At 50.3% G+C, this 18,191-nt stretch carries 18 protein-coding genes and 3 tRNA genes; 17 read left to right on the top strand and 4 right to left on the bottom strand.

What is annotated here, in order from left to right:
* Positions 1-21: 21 nt before the first annotated feature.
* Both MMG03_RS12815 and MMG03_RS12810 read left to right on the top strand, forming a co-directional pair.
* Positions 22-1,584 carry a phosphomannomutase gene (locus tag MMG03_RS12815; protein ID WP_249506442.1) on the top strand — a complete coding sequence of 521 codons (1,563 nt, stop codon included), beginning with the start codon at positions 22-24 and terminating at the stop codon, positions 1,582-1,584.
* A gap of 115 nt (positions 1,585-1,699) precedes the next feature.
* Positions 1,700-2,626 (top strand): hypothetical protein, encoded by a 927-nt coding sequence (locus tag MMG03_RS12810; protein ID WP_073287247.1) that lies wholly within the window; start codon positions 1,700-1,702, stop codon positions 2,624-2,626.
* On the opposite strand, the gene MMG03_RS12805 is transcribed toward MMG03_RS12810, so the two are convergent.
* Entirely contained in the window at positions 2,615-3,583 is a 969-nt protein-coding gene (locus MMG03_RS12805) for a sigma 54-interacting transcriptional regulator (protein WP_249269393.1), read from the bottom strand. The genes MMG03_RS12810 and MMG03_RS12805 overlap by 12 nt on opposite strands.
* A 241-nt stretch (positions 3,584-3,824) precedes the next feature.
* On the opposite strand from MMG03_RS12805, the gene MMG03_RS12800 reads away from it, so the two are divergent.
* From MMG03_RS12800 to MMG03_RS12790, 3 genes are all read left to right on the top strand, one after another.
* The gene (locus tag MMG03_RS12800; RefSeq protein WP_249506441.1) at positions 3,825-5,144 is read left to right on the top strand and encodes an aspartate kinase; all 1,320 of its coding nucleotides are present in this window, start codon (positions 3,825-3,827) and stop codon (positions 5,142-5,144) included.
* 525 nt (positions 5,145-5,669) lie between these two features.
* Positions 5,670-6,707, top strand: a complete 1,038-nt coding sequence (locus MMG03_RS12795) for a hypothetical protein (protein ID WP_249506440.1) — start codon at positions 5,670-5,672, stop codon at positions 6,705-6,707.
* 118 nt (positions 6,708-6,825) lie between these two features.
* Positions 6,826-7,482 carry a fibrobacter succinogenes major paralogous domain-containing protein gene (locus MMG03_RS12790; RefSeq protein ID WP_249506439.1) on the top strand — a complete coding sequence of 219 codons (657 nt, stop codon included), beginning with the start codon at positions 6,826-6,828 and terminating at the stop codon, positions 7,480-7,482.
* A gap of 2 nt (positions 7,483-7,484) precedes the next feature.
* Here the strand turns inward: MMG03_RS12790 and MMG03_RS12785 are convergent, their stop codons facing one another.
* Entirely contained in the window at positions 7,485-8,009 is a 525-nt protein-coding gene (locus MMG03_RS12785) for a phospholipase D-like domain-containing protein (protein WP_249506438.1), read from the bottom strand.
* 197 nt (positions 8,010-8,206) lie between these two features.
* On the opposite strand from MMG03_RS12785, the gene MMG03_RS12780 reads away from it, so the two are divergent.
* From MMG03_RS12780 to MMG03_RS12750, 7 genes are all read left to right on the top strand, one after another.
* Positions 8,207-8,740 (top strand): hypothetical protein, encoded by a 534-nt coding sequence (locus tag MMG03_RS12780; RefSeq protein ID WP_073161215.1) that lies wholly within the window; start codon positions 8,207-8,209, stop codon positions 8,738-8,740.
* Between the two features lie 89 nt (positions 8,741-8,829).
* Entirely contained in the window at positions 8,830-9,540 is a 711-nt protein-coding gene (locus MMG03_RS12775) for a fibrobacter succinogenes major paralogous domain-containing protein (RefSeq protein ID WP_249506437.1), read from the top strand.
* Positions 9,541-9,656: 116 nt separating this feature from the next.
* The gene (locus MMG03_RS12770) at positions 9,657-10,460 is read left to right on the top strand and encodes a YggS family pyridoxal phosphate-dependent enzyme (RefSeq protein ID WP_249506436.1); all 804 of its coding nucleotides are present in this window, start codon (positions 9,657-9,659) and stop codon (positions 10,458-10,460) included.
* 15 nt (positions 10,461-10,475) lie between these two features.
* Positions 10,476-10,880, top strand: a complete 405-nt coding sequence (locus tag MMG03_RS12765; RefSeq protein WP_139259245.1) for a hypothetical protein — start codon at positions 10,476-10,478, stop codon at positions 10,878-10,880.
* The gene (locus MMG03_RS12760) at positions 10,799-11,278 is read left to right on the top strand and encodes a nuclease-related domain-containing protein (RefSeq protein ID WP_346348722.1); all 480 of its coding nucleotides are present in this window, start codon (positions 10,799-10,801) and stop codon (positions 11,276-11,278) included. The genes MMG03_RS12765 and MMG03_RS12760 overlap by 82 nt, the downstream gene beginning before the upstream one ends.
* A 94-nt stretch (positions 11,279-11,372) precedes the next feature.
* Positions 11,373-11,933, top strand: coding sequence for a LemA family protein (locus MMG03_RS12755; protein WP_073237788.1), 561 nt, complete (start codon positions 11,373-11,375; stop codon positions 11,931-11,933).
* A 79-nt stretch (positions 11,934-12,012) separates the two neighbouring features.
* Positions 12,013-13,086 (top strand): M48 family metallopeptidase, encoded by a 1,074-nt coding sequence (locus tag MMG03_RS12750; RefSeq protein WP_249506435.1) that lies wholly within the window; start codon positions 12,013-12,015, stop codon positions 13,084-13,086.
* 83 nt (positions 13,087-13,169) lie between these two features.
* On the opposite strand, the gene MMG03_RS12745 is transcribed toward MMG03_RS12750, so the two are convergent.
* Together MMG03_RS12745 and MMG03_RS12740 are read right to left on the bottom strand one after the other, a co-directional pair.
* On the bottom strand, positions 13,170-14,504 hold the full coding sequence (locus MMG03_RS12745) for a replication-associated recombination protein A (protein ID WP_073161208.1): 1,335 nt from the start codon (positions 14,502-14,504) through the stop codon (positions 13,170-13,172).
* A gap of 33 nt (positions 14,505-14,537) precedes the next feature.
* Positions 14,538-14,933: a thioesterase family protein gene (locus MMG03_RS12740; RefSeq protein ID WP_073161207.1), complete on the bottom strand. Its 396-nt coding sequence runs from the start codon at positions 14,931-14,933 to the stop codon at positions 14,538-14,540.
* A gap of 1,042 nt (positions 14,934-15,975) precedes the next feature.
* Here MMG03_RS12740 and MMG03_RS12735 point away from each other — a divergent pair.
* From MMG03_RS12735 to MMG03_RS12715, 5 genes are all read left to right on the top strand, one after another.
* Complete coding sequence (locus MMG03_RS12735) at positions 15,976-16,824, top strand: TIGR02147 family protein (protein WP_073287262.1); 849 nt, start codon at positions 15,976-15,978, stop codon at positions 16,822-16,824.
* A gap of 9 nt (positions 16,825-16,833) precedes the next feature.
* Positions 16,834-17,508: a hypothetical protein gene (locus tag MMG03_RS12730; RefSeq protein WP_088666753.1), complete on the top strand. Its 675-nt coding sequence runs from the start codon at positions 16,834-16,836 to the stop codon at positions 17,506-17,508.
* 297 nt (positions 17,509-17,805) lie between these two features.
* Positions 17,806-17,878: transfer RNA gene (locus MMG03_RS12725), tRNA-Thr, on the top strand.
* A gap of 8 nt (positions 17,879-17,886) precedes the next feature.
* Positions 17,887-17,969: transfer RNA gene (locus MMG03_RS12720), tRNA-Tyr, on the top strand.
* 51 nt (positions 17,970-18,020) lie between these two features.
* Positions 18,021-18,092: transfer RNA gene (locus tag MMG03_RS12715), tRNA-Thr, on the top strand.
* Positions 18,093-18,191: the final 99 nt, after the last annotated feature.

The raw sequence follows: 18,191 nt of genomic DNA, 5'->3' as shown, positions 1-18,191 counted from the left end.
GTAATTTCCATTGAGGTTTTTATGTCCGTTGCAATGCAAGATGTAATGAAACAGTCCGGTGTGGCCTTTGGTACCAGTGGTGCTCGCGGCCTGGTTTCTGCAATGACCGACCGTGTGTGCTATGTTTATGCACGCTCCTTTATCAAGTACTGCGAAGCTAGCTACAAGTGCGAAAAGAATATCGCTATTGCTGGAGACCTTCGCCCAAGTACTGGTCGCATTTTGCAGGCTCTGGTGAAGGCCGGCCAGGATGCTGGCTGGAAGGTGACTTATTGCGGTCGCATTCCTTCTCCTGCCATTGCACTTTATGGTCTTGATAAGAGCTTGCCCACCATCATGGTGACAGGATCCCACATTCCTGCCGACCGTAACGGTATCAAGTTTAACCACCCCAACGGCGAAATTACAAAGGCCGACGAACAGGGCATTGTTTCTCAGTCTGTTGATTTTGACGAAGCTTTGTTCGATGCTGCCGGCATGTTGAAGAATGCTCCGGAACTTCCCGCTGTTGAAACCGAAGCCGAAGAAAATTACTGCAAGCGTTATCCCGAATTCTTTGGTGAAAAGGCTTTGCAGGGCTTGACCATCGGCGTCTACCAGCATTCCGCTGTTGGCCGCGACATTGTGGTCCGCGTTCTCGAAAGCCTGGGCGCCTGCGTAAAGCCCTTCGGCCGCAGTGACGTTTTTGTTCCGGTGGATACCGAAGCGATCCGCCCCGAAGATGAAGAACTGGCCCGCGAATTTACCCACAAGGATTATGTGGACGCCGTGTTCAGTACCGATGGCGATAGCGACCGCCCGCTTCTGGCTGATGATGTGGGCATGTGGCTCCGCGGTGACGTGCTGGGTATTTTGGCATCCCAGGCTCTGGGCATCAAGCGCATCGCTACTCCCGTCAGCTGCAACACCTCCCTCGAAAAGTCCGAAAGCTTCGAAAAGATTTGCCGTACCCGCATCGGTTCCCCCTATGTCATTGCCGGCATGGAAAGCCTTATGGAAGGCGACGCTTCCAGTTCCGTAGAAGACCGCCTCGCCGCAAGTGCTGCCGCCGGCGTGTCCGTCGCCGGTTACGAAGCCAACGGCGGTTTCCTGCTGCAGACCGATCTGAAGCGCACCGCCTATGATGGCGTTACCCGCACTCTGAAGGCTCTGCCCACTCGCGATGCATTGCTCCCCATGATTGCTGTCATGGTCATGGTTCGCGAACAGAAGATGTGCGTGGTAGATCTTCTCCGCAAGCTTCCCAAGCGCTTTACTGTCAGCGACCGCCTCAAGGAATTCCCCACCGAAATTTCCAAGACCAAGCTTGCAGAAATCCGCGAACAGAAGCTGGGTGAAAAGTTGTTCGGCAAGTTCGCCGCCAAGCCCAGCAAGTTCAACAAGGGCGCACCTTTCCACGGAAAGATGGTCTCCCTTAACGAAGTGGACGGCTACCGTATGGAATTTGATTCCGGTGACATCATTCACCTGCGTCCCAGTGGCAACGCCCCGGAATTCCGCTGCTACGTTGAAACCGAAGGCAAGGAACGTTCCGCTGAACTTCTGGCTGACTGCCTCAAGGTCATGGAAGGCTGGCGTAAATAACATAAAGGTTAAAGGGTAAAGATAAAAGGATAAAGGTTTAAGTTGACCTTTATTCTTTTGATCGTTTGGCGGTTCTGTCCTGCGGCCCTCCTCATTTTTTTGTATCTTAAATCTCATGATGAAGAAACTTCTTGCTACGCTTACCCTATCTACAGTTGTCACCGCCTTTGCCGGCGAACATTGGAATGTGGATTTGGGCGGTGTTTCTATGAAGTATCTTTCGATGCAGGTGTCTGCCCGCAGTGCGGCTATGTCTGGTGCCGGTGTTGCCGACGCTTCCCGTGCGGCCGAAGTGAGCCGCAATCCCCTGGCTATGAGCTCTGTAGAAAATGCGGAGTTCGGCGTGAACCAGCTGGTGTTTGACGATAATTCCGCCGACAACTTTGTATCGGCTTATTATGGTCTGCCTTTTAGTTTTGGTACGATGCCCTTGACCTACTCCATGACGGTGGATTTTCTGGGTTACGAGGATATCGAAGGGCGTGATGAGTTTGGCAACGAAACATCTAGCTATGGAGCCTACGCCTGGAGCATTCAGGCAGGTCTCGGTAGCCGCGGTAAGGTTTTCAACTGGGCTGCGTCCGCCCGCTTTGCGACCCAGACCATTGACGATGAATCCGCTGTGGCCTTCCTTGGAGATATTGGCGGATCCTACCGCGTGAATAAGTATCTGGCTTTTGCAGCGACCTTGACCAACTTTGGCTACATGGGCGATTATGACGGCGAAGATGAGGCTGCTCCTATGGCGTTGCAGGCTGGCATTACCGGTATTTTGCCCATTACCGAAAACTGGAATATCCATGCTTCTGCCGATGCATACCGTCGTGCGGATACGGACCCTTATTGGCTTTTTGGCGGCGAAATTAATTACGCCGACATTCTGGGTTTTCGTATGGGTTATGCCATCCGTCCCGATACCGAAGATGGTATCAGTTGCGGTCTGGGCCTGAATTTCGGGATGATCGTGTTTGATTACGGCTACAGCCCCCGCCCGGCATTTGAAGGCGGCCAGCATTACATTACCGTGGGTCTAAAGTTCTAGGCCTCCGTTTTTCTTGATTTGATAGGCCAGGCAGCCGCGGCTGATTCCTAGGTTCTTGGCGGCAACGGATTTGTTCCATCCGGTGTTTTGCAGTTCCGTGAAGATGGTGCCCCAATTGGGGGCTGTGGCGTATGGCCTTGTGCTTGCAATGGGAACTGGAGTTGTGAAACTCTTCCCGGAATCTTGCAGGGATCCCTGGTTGTCGTATTCATCGGTGATGATTTCGTATAAGGTTATTCCGTGGGGCTTCAGCAGGGCGTAGCGTTGCAGTACGTTTTTCAGCTGACGGACGTTCCCGGGCCAACGCTTTTGAGAAATAATCCGTAGTTCCTGTTCGTTCAGGGAGCAGAGCAGTTCATCTTCGGCGTTTGAATTATGGGTGTGATAGGCGTTCTCGATGGGGTATATTTCTTTTAGGGCGTCAGCCCATAAGGTTTGCGATAACTCCCTGATGTCATCCCTTTCTCTAAGGGCTGGAATTTTTACCGGGAAAACGTTCAGCCTAAAATAAAGGTCTTCACGGAAACGCCCGGCGGCCACTTCAGTTTTCAGGTCGCGGTTGGTGGCGCAGATTAGCCTGAAGTTTACCGGTATGCTCTGGGTTTGCCCCAGGGGCAGAACGGATCTTTCTTGCAGGACTCTTAACAGTTTGCATTGTGTGTCCAGCGGCATCTCCCCAATTTCATCTAGGAACAGGGTTCCCCCTTCGGCGGCGCGGACGACGCCCTGTTGGTCGGTGGCTCCGGTGAAGGCTCCCTTTCGAGCTCCTTCAAGAATGCTTTCGGCCAGATTCCTGGCGATGGCGCCACAGTTCAGGGCCACAAAGGGGCCTGATTTTCGGTGGCTGTTGTCGTGTATGTAACGGGCGGCAACTTCCTTTCCGGCTCCGGATTCACCTTGCAGGAGTACGGACATGTTGGATTTTGCGGCGATGAGCATCAAATTTTTGTACTTCATAATTGATATACACGTGTTTTTCCCTTTTACGCACCCCTCTTTATTACTATTTTTACGCCCGCGCTGATTTTTTTACAAAAGTCGCAGAAAATACGGCTGATTTTGTAGAGGCGCATCACATAAAGACAAACAAATAGGGCTGGCCAGGTGGGTAGTCTTGAGCGGCATCCCGGGTGGGGTGTGAATCGTGATTGAGCGGTTCTGTTCGAAGGCGAGAGGTCTGGTGGTCCAAAGGATAAAAATGTCTAGAATCGTATGTAAGTTCGGCGGCAGCTCCGTTGCCGACGCTGGTCAGTTCAAGAAAATCAAGAACATCGTTTCCTCCGACGCAAAGCGCAAAGTGGTTGTGGTTTCTGCTCCGGGCAAGCGCAATCCCAAGGAAACCAAGCTGACCGACCTTCTCTACAGCACCTATGATCTGGCTTCCAAGCACCTGGATTTCTCTCAGCCCTGGAACTTGATCCGCAACCGCTATCTCGAAATTTGTTCCGACCTGGGTATCGAACCCAAGGTTGCCGAAGACCTGGACATCCTGGAAAAGCAGCTCCGCGACGACGTTGAATCCATCACCACCGATTACCTGGTGAGCCGCGGTGAATACCTGAGCGCCCGCGTCATGTCCGTCTATCTGGGCGCTGAATTCGTGGATACTTTCCCCATCATCACTTTCGATGAAAAGTACCGCATTCTTCCCTCCAGCTACGAAACCATCGCCAAGGCCCTTTCCGACGAGAACAAGCTTTACGTTCTTCCGGGCTTCTACGGTTCCAACACTCGTGGCGAATTGAAGACCTTCAGCCGCGGCGGCTCCGACATTACCGGCGCAATTCTCGCCAACGCCATCGACGCAGAAACCTACGAAAACTGGACCGACGTTTCCGGCATGCTGATGGCTGACCCCCGCATCGTTGAAAACCCGCTGCCCATCGAATACGTGTCCTACCGCGAAATCCGCGAACTGGCCTACTCCGGCGCAAGCGTCCTTCACGATGAATCCATCGCTCCTTGCCGCGCCAAGAAGATTCCTATCAATATCCGCAACACCAACCGCCCGGAAGACGCCGGCACCATCATCGGCCCCACTCCGGAATCCACCAAGCTTCCCATTACCGGCGTTGCAGGCCGTAAGGGCTTCTCTATGATCTACATCGAAAAGTCCATGATGAACAAGGAAGTTGGTTTCGGTCGCCGCGTGCTTGCCGTTCTGGAAAGCGAAGGCCTTTCCTACGAACTGTGCCCCAGCGCCATCGACTCCATGAGCATCGTTGTGGATACCAAGAAGCTGGAAGCTGTTGAACATGTCGTCATGGAAGACATCACTCAGCAGATGCATCCGGACCGCATCAAGATCTTCAAGGGCATCAGCCTCATCGCTACCGTGGGTCATGGCATGACCAACAAGATCGGTGTCGCTGCAAAGCTCTTTACCGCCCTTGCAGAAAACCAGGTGAACGTCCGAATCATCGACCAGGGTTCTTCCCAGATCAACATCATCACCGGTGTGGATGAAGACGACATGAACAAGGCCATCAAGGCCATCTACGACGCCTTCACAAAGTAACTCTTAGTAGCGTGAAAAACAGCCCGCAGTTCAACGCTGCGGGCTTTTTTGTACCTAGGTGTGGTCGCTGCGGCGCATGGGGAGGGGCTGGATGGGAAAATTTGGTCGCTGGATGGGGCTGAAACACGAAATTAGGTTACTAAACGGGTAAAAAACAGCTTTTTAGTAACCTGTTTTACAAATAAATTAATTATAAAACTATGTTTTAGTTAGAAATCAGGTTACTAACTAACCGAAAAATCATGTTTTAGTAACCTTTGGGATATGGGTAATTAAGAAGACGTTCCTTTTTTGAGACTTTTGTTTGCGTACAAAGTAATAATCGGGTTACTAGATGCCTTTATATTACCCATTTAGTAACCCATTTTGACAAAAAAGTCCTTTTGCATGGCAACAAAATTGGCCGAACCATCAATTATTTGTATATTTGAGGCATAGTTCATAGATCGCCATCCTGCATAAAACCGGAATTTGCCGGCGGACCGCAGAGGCGGTCTTTTTTTATGCCCTAAAAAAGGAGTGCAGATGCAATTTAAAGAATTGATTTCGCCGGATAAGCTGGTGTCTGTTGTTCAGGCAAAAGCAGAAGAGCTACTTGCTGCAATTACCACAATTGATAAGCGTTTGAGGAAATCAATAGAGGGGCGTCTCCGTATGGCCCGTCGCAAAAAATTAGTACATTACTTTCATGTAAAAAGTTCTGCCGATATTGTTGGCGATTATATTCCTCAATCAGATGTGGCGACCATCAAAGCTTTGGCGCAGAAGGATTATGATAAATGCGCTCTCAAGGAACTGCAGCGGGAACTTTTCATAGTGGACAAGTTTCTTAAGGAATATCAGCCGGAGCGTCTCAATGCGGTTTACAGCAATCTTGCTCCAGAACGTCAGCATTTTGTACAGCCAGTGCATCTCCCCGACGAGGAATATGCGGAGCAGTGGCTTGCGGTAAAGTACAGCGGGAAGGGGATGGCTGCTGACGCGCCCCTGCTGGAAACCTCCCGCGGGGAGCGGGTCCGCTCCAAGTCGGAGGTCATCATCGCGGATACCCTCGACCGCCTGAAAATTCCTTACCGCTATGAATTTCCGCACCAGCTGAAAGTCCGCAGAAACAGCCGCGGGCGAGGTGTCGCTGCGGCAATAGACCCTGCTGGCGCCGCATTACGCAACCCGCAGGTCAATCCGCCCGACGACATCCGCATGCAGAGCCGTCAACCCGAAAACTTCTGCAGGCAAGGTGACGGATCTCGCAATCTGCAAGGCAGTCCATCCGAAAACTTCTGCAGGCAAGACAACTCGCGTAAACACGATAGCTCTCGCCGCACTGTAGCGTTCCATCCGGATTTCACCTGCCTCAATCTCCGCACCCGTCGCGAATTCATCTGGGAGCATTTCGGGCGAATGGACGATTCCGAATACATCGCAGAAACTCTGGGAAAATTCGAGACCTACATCGCCAACGGAATCTTCCCCGGCGAAACCCTCATCTTCACCATGGAAAATCAGGAACGCCCGCTGAACCCCGCCACCGTGGAGGCGCTGGCGAGGAAATATTTGCTGTAATATTTTGGATCAAACCATGTTGAAAGTAGTCAGCATGTTTTTTGTAGAAATTATGAAGCGACGATGGAATTTTAGATAAATTTTCTATAATTACCTTGTACAAGTGAAAGGAAATCCTATGAAGAACTTTATTGCAAAGATTGGTGCTATTCTGCTGGCTCTTGGAACGGTTATGGCCTTGAGTGGCTGCAGCGAAGATTCTGGAACGAATCCTTATGCCGATGCAAAAATGGTTGACTCTCGCGATGGCAAGACCTACAAGACCGTGAAAATCGGTGGCAAGGTCTGGATGGCGGAAAACCTGAACTATCAGACCGGCGAAAGCAAGTGTTACGACAACAAACCCGAAAACTGCGACAAGTATGGCCGCCTTTATGTTTGGAGTGAAGCCGTTACCGCTTGCCCGGATGGCTGGCACCTGCCTAATAAGCAGGAACTTGAAGATTTGGAAATAACGGCCGGTCAAAAGGCTGGTGATATTGACATGGCAGGAACCGTGTTGAAGTCTAGTACTGGCTGGAATAGGAATGAATATGGCGGCGAGAGTGGAAACGGTACAGACGGCCTCGGCTTTGGGGCGTTGCCCGCTGGCCGCTACGTCAGCAACAACGACAACTTCTACCGCGAGGGCTACAGCGCGCTCTTCTGGTCTTCTACGGAGGGCGATAGTAACGATGCGTACTGCCTGGGTTTGGTCTCCAACGGCGAGGGCGCCTACGTGAGCAACGACCTTAAGAATTACGGCTTCTCGGTTCGTTGTGTCAAAAATCTCTAGCCCTACTTAATCCTGTCCCCGCAATATTCTTTTCTGCCGCAGTTCTTGCAGTGGGCGCCCATCCACAGGGTGTCAAATTGGTTGATGGCGGCTTCGACGATTTGCGGGTCGTTGGTGAGAATGCCTGCCTCGAAGTTACGCTTTAATGCGCTTTTCATGCCGATGCCGGCGCCTGTCAAGTTGGCACTTCCGATGTAGGCCACTTCCAGATCAAAAATCACCATCTTGAAATGGACGCGGGGGCAAAGCACGCGTTCCAGGTCCGTCGCCAAAATTGGGAACCGGTCGAAGTCCTCGCGGAAATTTGGCCCGGGTTCTTTTGCGTGTACCAGGCGCACGCCCACACCGCGTTTCAACAAGCCTCCAATCTGCCCCAGCAAAGGAATGGCCTCGCCGTTCTGCTTTACATACAAGTCCTTAATGTCTGCAGTTCCGATCCATAGGGTGTCGCGAACTTTTGCGATGCGTTCAATGACCTCGCTGTAATGTTCTTCGTTGGCGATGTACTTGGTGAAAATTTCTGCCATCTTTTCTTTCTCAAAACAGGTAGCTTTTACTATATTGACGTAACAAAAAAAATAATTAATAGATCGCTATCCTGCCAGAAACCGGATTTTGCCGGCGGACCGCAGAGGCGGTCTTTTTTGTTTTTAAAACGTTCGCGGATTGCTGAATCGTTCGCGGCTAAAATGGTTGCAGTGGCTGAAACAGAAAAGGTGGTAAAATGAATCGCAAGAAAATGAAAGAAGCTTTGCTCCCTCATCCGGTGCGCTTTGAAAAATTGGAAATGGTCGGCGGCAATTACATTGGAGACCCCACGCTCTTGACTTTGCCCTGGAAACGCGTCGGGGTATTCGCCTCGCGTTCTACGGATCCGGCCATGGGGATACTTCGGGAACAGTGGGCCATGTCCAAGGGGCGCAAGCGCTGTTGCATCATCGGTACATTTCATTCTCCGGGGGAATGTGAGATTCTTTACCATGTGCTGAAATTTGGCGGGTCGGCGGTGTGGCTTATGGGGTGTGCGCTCCCTGCGGAACTGCCCAACTTTTGCAAGGGTGCCATTCGAAAAGGCCGCCTGCTGATGGTCTCCTGTTTTAATCGCGAACATCATTCCTATGCCACGGCCCGCTATTGTGCCCAGCTTGCCGACAGGTATTCAAGCAGTCTTGCCATCTGGTCTATGAAAGAGGGTGGCCTTGTGCAGTCCATTTACAACCGGGCGAAAAATAATGGCAAGAGGGTGGAGGTGTTCTAAAACCCTTGATTTTGACCCGCAGGGTTGGCGGGTTTTTCTATTTATTTGGTTGTCAGATTTATTAACGCAAACTGGAAAAAATGAAACGGATGAAATTTCTTGGGGTCCTTGTGGCGTGCTGTTTTTACGGAGTGCTTTTTTGCGCCATTACTTCTTGCGGCCAGTCCATTACCGATGATCGTGACGGGCAGAGCTACGGCGTGGTGCAAATCGGTTCTCAACTCTGGATGGCTGAGAACTTGAACTTCGCTGGCGACGCGGCTGGCGATGCCTTCGACAAAACTATTGCAGCAGAAAGTTTCTGCCCCGAGGGCGACAATCGCAACTGCAAAAAGTACGGTCGCCTCTACACATGGAATGCGGCGCAGAACGCATGCCCTGCAGGTTGGCGCCTGCCCACCGCCGATGAATTTAATGCCATGTTCCTGGCTGTTGCCGCAACGGATACTCGTGGCGCCGCCATGGCTCAGGCAACCAACATTACAACTGTCGGTAAACTGCTGAAATCCACCAGCGGCTGGTTCAAGAATGGCAATGGTACAGACGCTGTAGGTTTCGCCGCTCTTCCCGCAGGCTACATGGCAGCGGCAGAATCCTCCGATAATCAATCCGATAGCAATCAACCCGCTGTGGGCAAGTTTGACGGCATCGGTGGCTACGCCTATTTCTGGAGCTCCACCCTGGATGCGGTTGAACCCGCCTTCGCCCATTATCTCTTTTTGGATTTCAGCAGCCCTGCCGCCGAAATGAAATCCTTCGACAAGAATTCGGCCCGCTCCGTCCGCTGCGTCAAAAACTGATTCTCCTGGCGGATTATTTCGGTGGGCACGTCATTTCGTTGTCGTTTTTTTATTTTTGATAAAAAGGGGCTTGATGTCATAAAGGTCCCGCAAACTGTTTAACAGGAATTTGGAAAATGGAATTCACTCTTGAAGAAATGCGTGGCCAGCTGGCCAAATTAGAAACGAGAATTTCTGCCGCTTGCGAAAAGGCTGGACGTTCCCGTGAATCCGTGCTTCTGGTTTGGGTGAGCAAGTTCCATCCGGCCGAAGCTGTAGAAAACGCAATTGCCCTGGGCGCAAAGGTCTTTGGCGAAAACCGCGTGCAGGAAGCCGAAACCAAGTTCAGCGAACGTCGCGCGGCTCTCGATGGCTCCCCGGTGCAGTGCCATGTCATAGGACCTGTGCAGAGCAACAAGTTGAAGAAGGCGGCCATCGTCGCAGACTGCATCCATTCCATCGCAAACATGGAAGCCGTTGAAAAGTTGGAAAAGGTTTGTGCTGGTCTCGCCGATGCCGCCCACCCCGAAGGCAAAACTCTGGAAATTCTCTTCCAGGTGAATGCCGGCGAAGAAGAAACAAAGAGTGGTCTGGACGTTGCCAATGCCGACGCCTTCCTTGCCGAACTTGAAAAAGTCGCGGGCGCCTGTGGCCCTGACGGCAAGAGCGAAAAATTCCCTCACCTGAGATTCCGCGGTCTCATGACCATCGGCAAGAACACCGGTGTTGCAGAAGATTCCCGCGAATGCTTCGCCTTCCTCCGCAATCTCCAGCAGAAGTACCTGGCTCGCGGCGGCGTATTCGCTGCATTCGATCAGCTGTCTATGGGCATGACCGGCGACCTGGAAGTCGCCATTGAAGAAGGCTCCACCATGATCCGCGTAGGCACAGCCCTCTTCGGCGAACGCGACTACAGCAAGCCCGTTAACGATCCTGTGTAATTAGAAATGTATTTTGTGTTAATTGCGATAGTTGTTTTTGGCGTCCTGTTGTTGCTTGTCTCTCCAAAACAAGAAAAACGAGAGCGGGTTAAACGACGTGATTTCGTTCAACGACAAAAATTCCAAAAAACGAAAATACGATACAATCCACCACATAAAGATTTTTCGCAGACAAAACCTTTTGATGAGAAGGCGTTTTGGAAATCCCAAAATGTCAAATATCGAAATGAGAAAGAGGCTTTTATCGATCCAAAGAATGCCGAAAAAATTGATGCCAGTCTTGCAGATGACAAACATGGAAAAATGTTTATGTTTCGACTCATTCGGGATTCACTGAAATTGATACTGTTCTTCTGCATGAGACTGGAATCTATGTTTTTGAAACGAAAAATATTTCTGGAGCCATTTCTGGTAGCATAGAACAGAAGCAGTGGAGTCAGATTGTCAATAGTCGTGCTTCCCATTCCTTCTATAATCCTGTGTTGCAGAATATGGGACATATGCGAGCTCTTTTGCATAAATTGCATGTAAGGCTTGAGAAAACACCGATTTATTCTTTTATTGTCTTTAGTGATCGCTGTACATTACGTCTTGCCCCTGTAAGTGGAACTTTTGGACGGGGTGATGATTGCTGGCGTTTGCTGCATTTGAGTGAGTTGAAAGGTGTTCTTAAGGAGTCTATGATGAAACGGCCTTCTATTTATCATTCAAAGCAACTTGAAACTTGGTGGAAAGAACTGCAATCTTGTATAAATGTTGATGAATCTGTAAAAAAATCGCATGCAGAGTCTATTCAAAGGCTGCATCATCACAATTAATGAACTATAAAAAGTTAGCGGATTTTATTCCCGCTTTTTTTCATATTCAAACTTTTTTATATACATTTGTAAAAAAGCTATCAAGGAGAATTTTATGGCAATCGCACTCGCCGCCGTTGGCGTTATCGTTGTTCTGGTCATCATCGTGGCTGGCATTTACAACGGCCTGGTCAAACTTCGCAACAACCGCGAAAACGCATTTGCAAATATCGACGTCCAGCTGAAGCAGCGCTACGATCTGGTGCCCCAGCTGGTATCTTCCGTCAAGGGTTATGCCTCCCACGAAAAGGAAACTCTGGAAAAGGTCATTGCCGCCCGTAATTCCGCCATGAGCGCCTCCACCGTCGACGAAAAGGTTGCCGCCGACAAGGCCATGTCCGGTGCCCTCGCCGGCCTCAAGGTCACATTGGAAGCTTACCCGGAACTGAAGGCCAACACTAACTTCCTGCAGCTCCAGAACGAACTTTCCGACATCGAGAACAAGCTGGCCGCAGCCCGTCGCTTCTTCAATTCCGCTACCAAGGAATTCAACAACGCCTGCGAAGTTTTCCCCAACAATATTTTCGCTGGCATGTTCGGCTTCCGCCGCGCCGCCATGTACGAAGCTACCGAAAGTCGCGATACCCTGAACAAGGCTCCCGAAGTCAAATTCTAGCGACACGCTTTGAGTTTTGAGCTACGAGAAAGTTTTACTACTCATTGCTCACAGCTCGCTACTCACGGCTCATGGCTCTATGAAATACGTTGGAATGCAAACCCAGATCTGGCGGAACAACAGGAACACCGTCATCCTGTTGTTTATGTACCCTATTATCATTTTTGCCATGTTCTGGGCCTTTGTCTTTGTGATGGACTATTTCGGGGTGTTCTGCAGTTTTACGCCTGACGCCCTCATCAGCGGATCGCCCATAACCACCATTGGCGATGTCTGCCGCGAAAATCCCATGACCTATGGCACCCGCTGGCCTGTGGTGTGGTTCTGCTTCTTAAAGGCTCTGCCTGCGGTGGCGATCGTTGTCACCACCTGGTTTGCCCTGGCCTACAGCAGTAACGTTTCCATCATCCGCCGCATTACCCGCGCCCGCCCCCTGGAACGCAAGGAAAACGTCCGCGTCTACAACATTGTCGAAAACCTCTGCATTGCGGGCGGTATCGAAATGCCGCAAATCAACATTGTGGAAGACCCCGGCCTGAACGCGTTCGCCAGCGGCATCGACGTAAAGACATTCACCATCACCCTGACCACCGGCACCGTTGAAAAGCTGAACGACGAGGAACTATCCGCCGTAGTGGCCCACGAACTGACCCACATCAAAAACCGTGACACCCGACTGATGGTGGTGTGCATTGTCTTTGTGGGCATGGTTTCGCTGATGCAGACCGTCTTTATCGAAATCCTCAAGGGCATGGTCCGCGGCTCCAGGCGTTCCCGTGGCCGAAGGAAGGGCGATGGCGGAGCCATAATCATCATCTTCTTTGCGCTGGTAGGCGTGGTCATTACCTCGATCGCCTATTTCTTCAGCTTCATCAACCGCCTGGCCATTTCCCGCAAGCGCGAATACGTGGCCGACGCCGGTGCGGCGGAACTCTGCGGCGACCCACTGGCCTTGGCAAGCGCCCTCCGCAAAATCTCCGAGACCCCGGGCCTTGTGAACGTCCAGCGAAACGACGTGGCCCAGCTCTACATCATCCATCCCGAAGAAGAGGAAGACAACGGCGTTTTCCGAAGCATCGCCAAGAAGGTGGATTCCATTTTCTGGACCCATCCCGACACCCCCGAACGAATCCAGATCCTGGAACAGTTCTGATTATGGGTGGACATAGGGCAGGTCCCGCTAACTATAAAAAATGCCACGGTTAAAACCGCGGCATTTTGAATATAAAGGGTTCGTTATTTTTCGCCGGCAGGAACGTCTTTTTCGCCGCTGGCAGGTTCGTCGGGCTTTCCGTTCTTCTGCTTCTTGATGGCCTTCAGCTGTTCCAGGCGTTCCGCAAAAAGTTTTTCCTTTCCGATCTGCTTGGGCTTGTAAAGTTCCAGACCTTCCAGCTGCTTTGGCAGATGTTCCTGGGCCGAGTAGCCGCCGGGGGAGTCGTGGTCGTATTCATAACCGTTGCCATATCCCAGCTGTTTTCCCACGCGGGTCACGGAGTTTCGGAATGCCCGCGGAACAGGTAACGTTCCCGTCTGGCGAATTACGTCATCCGCCGCAAAGCCCGCCACTTCGAGACTGTTGCTCTTGGGTGCCAGCGCCAGGTAGACTGCCAGTTCGTCCAATGCGATAAGGCCTTCGGGATTTCCCAGAAAGTCAAACGCTTCCCGCGCACTGGTTGCCAACAGCAAGGCGTTAGGATCTGCAAGGCCCACGTCTTCCATGCTCATGCGGATCATTCTGCGCAACAGGTACCGCGGATCCTCGCCACCCTGCAGCATTCGGTGCAGCCAGTAGATGGCCGCATCCGGGTCGCTTCCGCGAATGGACTTGTGCAGTGCAGAAATCAGGTTGTAATGTTCCTCGCCGCTCTTGTCGTAACGCAAGGGCTTCTTGTACTGGAATTCCTCCAGCAACTTTTCGTCGATCACCTTGCGGTCGCCCAGGTTTCCGCCAATCCATTCCAGCTGATTCAGCAGGAATCGGGCGTCCCCTTCGGACTGGGCGATCAACTTGTCGACCACCGCCTCGTCCACTTCCACATTTTTCAGCTGGAGTCCTCGAGGATGGTCGCGAAGGGCGCTAAAAATCAGGGTGCGCAAGTCTTCCTTGCTCAGGGGCGCAAAAAGAATCAGCTGGCAGCGGCTAAGCAAGGCTCCGTTCACTTCAAATCCCGGATTTTCCGTGGTGGCGCCTATGAGCGTCACGGTGCCGTCTTCCACGGCGCCCAGCAATGCGTCCTGCTGGCCCTTGTTAAAGCGGTGAATTTCGTCGATGAACAGGATCGTGTCGCTGAACATGGCCTTCAACTTCTTGGCTTCTGTCAGCACATCCTTTACTTCCTTCACGCCGCTAGAAACTGCGGAAAGGGCGATAAAGCGCTTGCGGGTCTGTTGCTGGATCACGTGGGCGAGGCTAGTCTTGCCGCAACCCGGCGGCCCCCAGAAAATCATACTGGGAACCTTGTCATTTTCGAGACTCTTGCGCAGCAAACTCTGCTCGCCAAGAATCTTGTTCTGGCCCAGGAATTCATCCAGGTTCTGCGGGCGTAAACGTTCGGCTAAGGGCTGGTCCATCTAAAATGTTTCCTGCGGAATAATCCAGGATGTTTATTCAAAAAGTTTGACGAAGGATTCCGGCATATCCCTAGTAGGGCGCCCGTCTTTCAGAAGGCAGTGGACCGTAAAGCCGGTGGTACACAGCTTATTGTTCACGAACAGCTTGTAGTCCAGTCTAAAACGCAGCTTGTCCACCTGGACCGCAGAGGTCTCGATCTCTACGAATTCACCGTAGTGGGTGGCACTCTTGTACTGCACGCCCAGTTCCAGCACGGGGCAGGCGAAACCCTGCTTTTCCATTTCGGCATAGTCGGCGCCGCGGTCCCTAAAGAACTGGGTGCGGGCCTGCTCGAACCATACCGCATAAACGGAATGGTGTACGATACCCATCTGGTCGGTTTCGGCGTAACGGACTTCGATCCGTGTGCGTTCCTGGCTGCTTTCCATAAAAACCTCTAATTTACTGCACAAAATGTAACTACATTGCCGGGCTCTGTCAAGCCGGAACACACGGCCAGGCCAAAATTGCGTAGTCGCTGTTTAAAGTCGCTATTTCCGCTGCGATTTTTGCCCGAGCGAAGTCAAGCCAGGTTGTATTTCTGAATGTTGACTGTTTAGCTGCAACTAGAAGGCTGCGGTGCTAAAGCCGAATACAGACTAAAAATGACGATTGCATAGTAAGTATGTTCGCTAAAATTGTTTTTGACCATCTAGCATGATTCTAAAAGGTCATTTTGAGACTCCTTAAACAGGCGCATTTGAGCCTTGCATTCGGTCTTTAAATGTTTTGCCGCTTTCCTAAAAGACAAAAAGGTAAAACCGCCGCTGATGGGAATTCCTAAAAAGGGAATCGCATGGCACGCAATAGATGCAAGTTTACCCTTAGCCAAAGCCTGTAAGGTAACTCGAATTTTCTGATTCGTCCATCAAGTCAGGGAAACCGTAAATGTAGGCGATCTTTTGTGAAAGCATCAAAACTTGTGCAAAATACTGACTCATATCTGTCGCAGCCAAGCCCAATGCTAAATAAGGATTTGACGGTGCTCCAGACGCGGCGGACAATGCAGTCACTGCGAGAGTATGATTTTTTATGGCCGCATCAGCAATTGTATCCAGAATTTTTTCATTAACCAGATCATACGGTTTCAGTTCACAAATGGGCCAGGAATTTTTAGTGCTAATTCAAATGACTTTTCAAATAAAGTCAGTCCCATGGAGGTTGATTTTTTTCTTCTACAGATTCTAATTCTGATGAATTGGATGCTTCATTCAAATCTTCATTGTCTTGGTCTTTCATTTCACAAACTCGTATTTACAGTTTAGCTCGCCTTATCTATTAATTTGACAATTTTAATATACTGAACGTTAATGTATGCAAAATCACCTTTTTTTGGTTCATTTGAGCCAATAAAAGTCCTTGTAGACGAAAAAAAATTTTTTGTATTCTAACATATTGACTTTTGGAATACAAGATGTTATATTGTATTCCATGAATTCAATTATAGAATACAAAAACTATCGCATATATATCCAGGCGTATTATGAAAAACGTAAGGCGCTGGGTTTTACTTGGCGTGATTTCGCAGCCCAGTCGGGGTTCAGTTCGCCTGTTTTTTTAAAGTATGTGAGCGAAGGGAAAAAGAACTTAAGCCCCGTTGCGGTGGAACGCGTGGCTAACGCCATGTCGTTGACTGGGTTTGAACTGGTTTACTTCAGGGCCATGGTCCGCTATGATCAGGCTAAGAATGATTCTGAAAAACAGTCCGCCTTTGCTGACATGGAGGCCGTGGCTGATGCGAACAAGACGCGAATCATGGGCATTGATGAATTCACGTATTTCAATTCCTGGAAATACCCCGTCATTCGTGAATTGGCTGTCGCTATGCCTGGCGCCAGTTTGCAGGATATTGCGGATGCCTGCTGCAGGCCGATTTCTTTGACGGAAGTATCGGACGCGTTGGAATTTTTGACGAATGCTAGACTTTTGAAAAAAGACAAAAATGGAAGATACAGGCTTGCTGAAAAGATCCTTTCTTCGGGTTCTGCCGACTTTGTTCCTCTGGCCGTTCGGAACATGCACAAACAGATGGGCACCTTTGCCTTGGAATCCATTGAGAATGTCCCTCAGGACGAACGCAAGTTTACGGGACTTACCATGGGAGTTTCGGAAGAAGATTACGGGCGAATTGTTGCTGAACTTGCGGAATGCAGGCGTCGCATCATGTCTATCGTTTCTTCAGGTAAGAACGTGGATCGGGTTTACCGCTTGAATATGCAGCTGTTTCCCATGTCGCAAAAGTTGAAAAAGAATAATGAAGATTTCACTGAAAAAGGTTAGGAGGATCCTATGAAAAAAATAACCAAGTTGTCGTTGGTCGCTTTTGCTGCCATGAACGTGTTTACCGCATGCTCTTCTGATAAATCCGCTGGTGTAACGGAGGAAGCTGATGGTAGATTTGATTCCTTGAATGCAAACACTCTTTTGGCGTGGAGCGCTTCTGCAAAACAATACCGAGTGGCGGTTTCTGGCGCGGAGCAGTCGGGTTCCGCGGGGGTCTGGCGTTATTTTGAAGAAGCTGGCGAGGGCGGTATCGCTGAAATTTCGTGGCCCGTATCTCTTGGTTCCACGGAAGAAACGCTGCTAAATCCGGTTATCGATCATTGCCAGGGAATCTGTGGCGAATTCCGCTTGAAAACGGACTCCTCAGGGGAAGAACCGCGCGTTGGGATTGGGTTTAGTATAGAAGGCCTGAATTTTTCTTCGCAAGATGAAGTGCAAACGAAGCTCTGTGTAGAGTATTCATCCTCGGCGGCGTTGAAGATTGTTATTGATTTCGGTGATGACGATGAGTTCGCTCTCAAGCTTCGCGCGTCTGAAGAAATGCGGGAAAGGTGTTCTGTTTATAGCCGTATGAATGGTAGCGTGGCAGAGTCGATCTACTTTGTGTTTGAAAGCGATAAGGATTCGGAGGGCTCCTTCAACATTAGCAAGATTAATTGGGTGAAGGAGGTCCTTCAGTAAAGATCGATTTCGCTTTTGCGGTGGTACTCAATTAAAATCGAAATGGTTAGGAGGGGGTGGTCCTATTGAAAAATAGGGCCACTTCTTTTTTTATGCCGGAGTGAAGGTGTCGTCTAACTCCTTTATTGACAGGGAAATAGCGTATTCACAGTTTATTAACAATCTTTTCGCTACTTTTTTTGAAATTTTCATGAAAAAATTAATTTTTTTTAGAAAAATGCGCGTTTTTCGTTGACAAGTGTCAATATTCTTGTTAAATTTGGCTCACTCTAACATCCCTAGTACGGATGAAAGAACGCCAAAGTAGCTCAGCTGGTAGAGCAGCTGATTTGTAATCAGCCGGTCGTAGGTTCGATTCCTATCTTTGGCTCGACATATGGGTCGTTGCCCGAGTGGTTAAAGGGGACGGACTGTAAATCCGTTGGCTTACGCCTACCGTGGTTCGAAACCACGACGGCCCACTATGAAAAAGATAGCCGCATGGAGCATGGATTGTTCCATGCGGCTTGTATGCCCAGGTAGCTCAGTGGTAGAGCACTTCCTTGGTAAGGAAGAGGTCTCGGGTCCGACTCCCGATCTGGGCTCTCACTAAATGGAGATAGAATCATGGCAAAAGAACATTTTGACAGAAGTAAGCCGCACTGCAACATCGGCACCATCGGCCACGTTGACCACGGTAAGAC

The sequence above is a fragment of the Fibrobacter sp. HC4 genome (genome assembly GCF_023373925.1).
Taxonomy (GTDB): Bacteria; Fibrobacterota; Fibrobacteria; order Fibrobacterales; family Fibrobacteraceae; genus Fibrobacter.
This window is presented reverse-complemented; position numbering and strand designations above follow the sequence as displayed.